Origin of the sequence: Streptomyces sp. 8L (assembly GCF_020176795.1) — a bacterium.
In the GTDB taxonomy this organism is placed as follows: Bacteria; Actinomycetota; Actinomycetes; order Streptomycetales; family Streptomycetaceae; genus Streptomyces.
Genome location: NZ_JAIUKE010000790.1, coordinates 1 through 1,718, shown reverse-complemented (window position 1 = coordinate 1,718; position 1,718 = coordinate 1). Strand labels below are relative to the sequence as shown.

2 protein-coding genes are annotated in these 1,718 nt (G+C 72.6%); both read right to left on the bottom strand.

All coding sequences use genetic code 11. The annotated features are described in order from the left end of the window. The coding region (locus LCE31_RS38755; protein ID WP_308042422.1) for a hypothetical protein at positions 1–640 on the bottom strand (640 nt) is incomplete at its 3' end. 393 nt (positions 641–1,033) lie between these two features. Beyond that, positions 1,034–1,483: a nitroreductase family deazaflavin-dependent oxidoreductase gene (locus LCE31_RS38750; RefSeq protein WP_225022914.1), complete on the bottom strand. Its 450-nt coding sequence runs from the start codon at positions 1,481–1,483 to the stop codon at positions 1,034–1,036. Between the last annotated feature and the right edge of the window lie 235 nt (positions 1,484–1,718).

The following is a 1,718-nucleotide window of genomic DNA, read 5'->3' as shown; positions in this document are numbered from 1 at the left end:
GGTAGTGGGGGTGCGGTGCGGCGGACAGGGGCTTCAGCGAGCCGCACATGGAGCTCGGGAAGGCGGGCGCCACCCGGTGTACGGCCTCGCATCCTCCGGCCGCGCCGTTCGCGATCGGCACCCAACCGGACGTCCCGGCGCGGAAGAACCAGCGATCGCCGAGCCGGGACGTGCACGCAGAGTCACCCGTGTCGCCGCCGCAAGCCGGCCCGGTGCGCCAGGAGAATGCGACGACCAGCCAGGGGGTGCGGCAGTCCGTCGCATCACGGTACGTGTGTTCCGGCGCGTCGACAGCCATCAGCGCCTGGTCGTAGGAGTCGGGGGTGCAGCCGGTGGCCGGCGGTGTGCACCCCAGCTGCCCGCACAGCCGCAGTGCGGGCGGTGCCGCACCCGCCGCGGTGAACTGTGTGTCGTTGTCGACGACCAGCTCGCGGTCGCCCAACGGCTCGGGAAGCGTGACACGGGTCGTCGCCACGACCTCCCTGGTGCAGCCCGAACGCATGTCCCCGGAAGGTGAGCTGAAGGTGACCTGTATGTGCACGGTGCCGGGCACGGAGCCGTTGGCGCCGTCGGTGTCGACGGCCCGGAGACCTCGCACACAGGGGCGCGGGCCGCTGGGCACCTGCGCACTGAGGGTCACCGTGCGACGATCGTCAGCGACTTGGGCCGCCGTGACCGCGGAGGGTTCTGACGTGGTCCACACGATCGGCCCGCTCGCCGAGCCCGAGGGCGCGCTCCCTCCCGGCCGACCGGCCACCTGCGTGCCGCAAGCGCCGAGCAGCAGCACAACCACTACCGAGAGCAGCGCGGCGGCTGCCCTCCGCGTTCCGCCGGATCGCATCAACGTCCCCCCGTACGCAGCAACCCCGCTGCCCCGGATCACTGTAGAACCGATCACCCGGGGGAGAACCCATCACCTGCGGGCTCCCGTGCGCGAGTGCCCGGAGGGCGGCGCACGGTGCGCGGTGAGCGGACGGCGGCCGGGGAGCGGCCGGCGCGGGGCGGAGCCCTGCTCGGCCGCCCCGCTCGTGGGTCAGCTCCCGTCGGCCGTCTCAAGGACGAACAGCGGGATCTCCCTCGATGTCTTCTTCTGGTACTCGGCGTACTGGGGGAACGCGGCAACGGCCCGGTCCCACCACTCGGCCTTCTCGGCCCCGGTGGCCTCCCTGGCCGTCATGTCCCACTTGCGGGGACCGTCCTGGAGGGTCACGTGGGCATCGGCCTTGATGTTGAAGTACCAGACCGGGTGCTTGGGGGCGCCTCCCAGTGAGGCCACCACGGCGTACTTTCCGTCGTGCTCCACACGCATCAGGGGCGTCTTGCGGATCTTGCCGCTCTTCGCCCCTCGCGTCGTGAGCAGGACGACGGGGTAGCCGGTGTCCGCGAGGGTCGTCCCCTCGGTGCCGCCCGAACTCTCGTACAACTCGACCTGGTCGCGTACCCACTGGGTCGTACTGGGTTCGTACTCGCCTTCAAGCGGCATGCCCTGTCCTCTCCTCGGCCTGATGTGGCTGGTCAATATGCCCGTACAACATGCGCACGGCCGTGGATCTTCCCGCTCCGCGGAGCGGGTGCGGCGCCTGGGCGTGGCGGCCGGGTGGTGGGGGGGGGGGGGGGGCCCCGCCGCGCGGAGAGAACGGGGGGGGGGGAAGGAGGGCCCGGGGGGGAGGGGGGGGGGGGCGGGGGCCACGGCGGGGGCGCGGTGGGGGGGTGGGGAG

Excerpts from the sequence above, each read along its gene's own strand:
- LCE31_RS38750 (WP_225022914.1), bottom strand. The coding sequence starts at position 1,483 with ATGCCGCTTGAAGGCGAGTACGAACCCAGTACGACCCAGTGGGTACGC.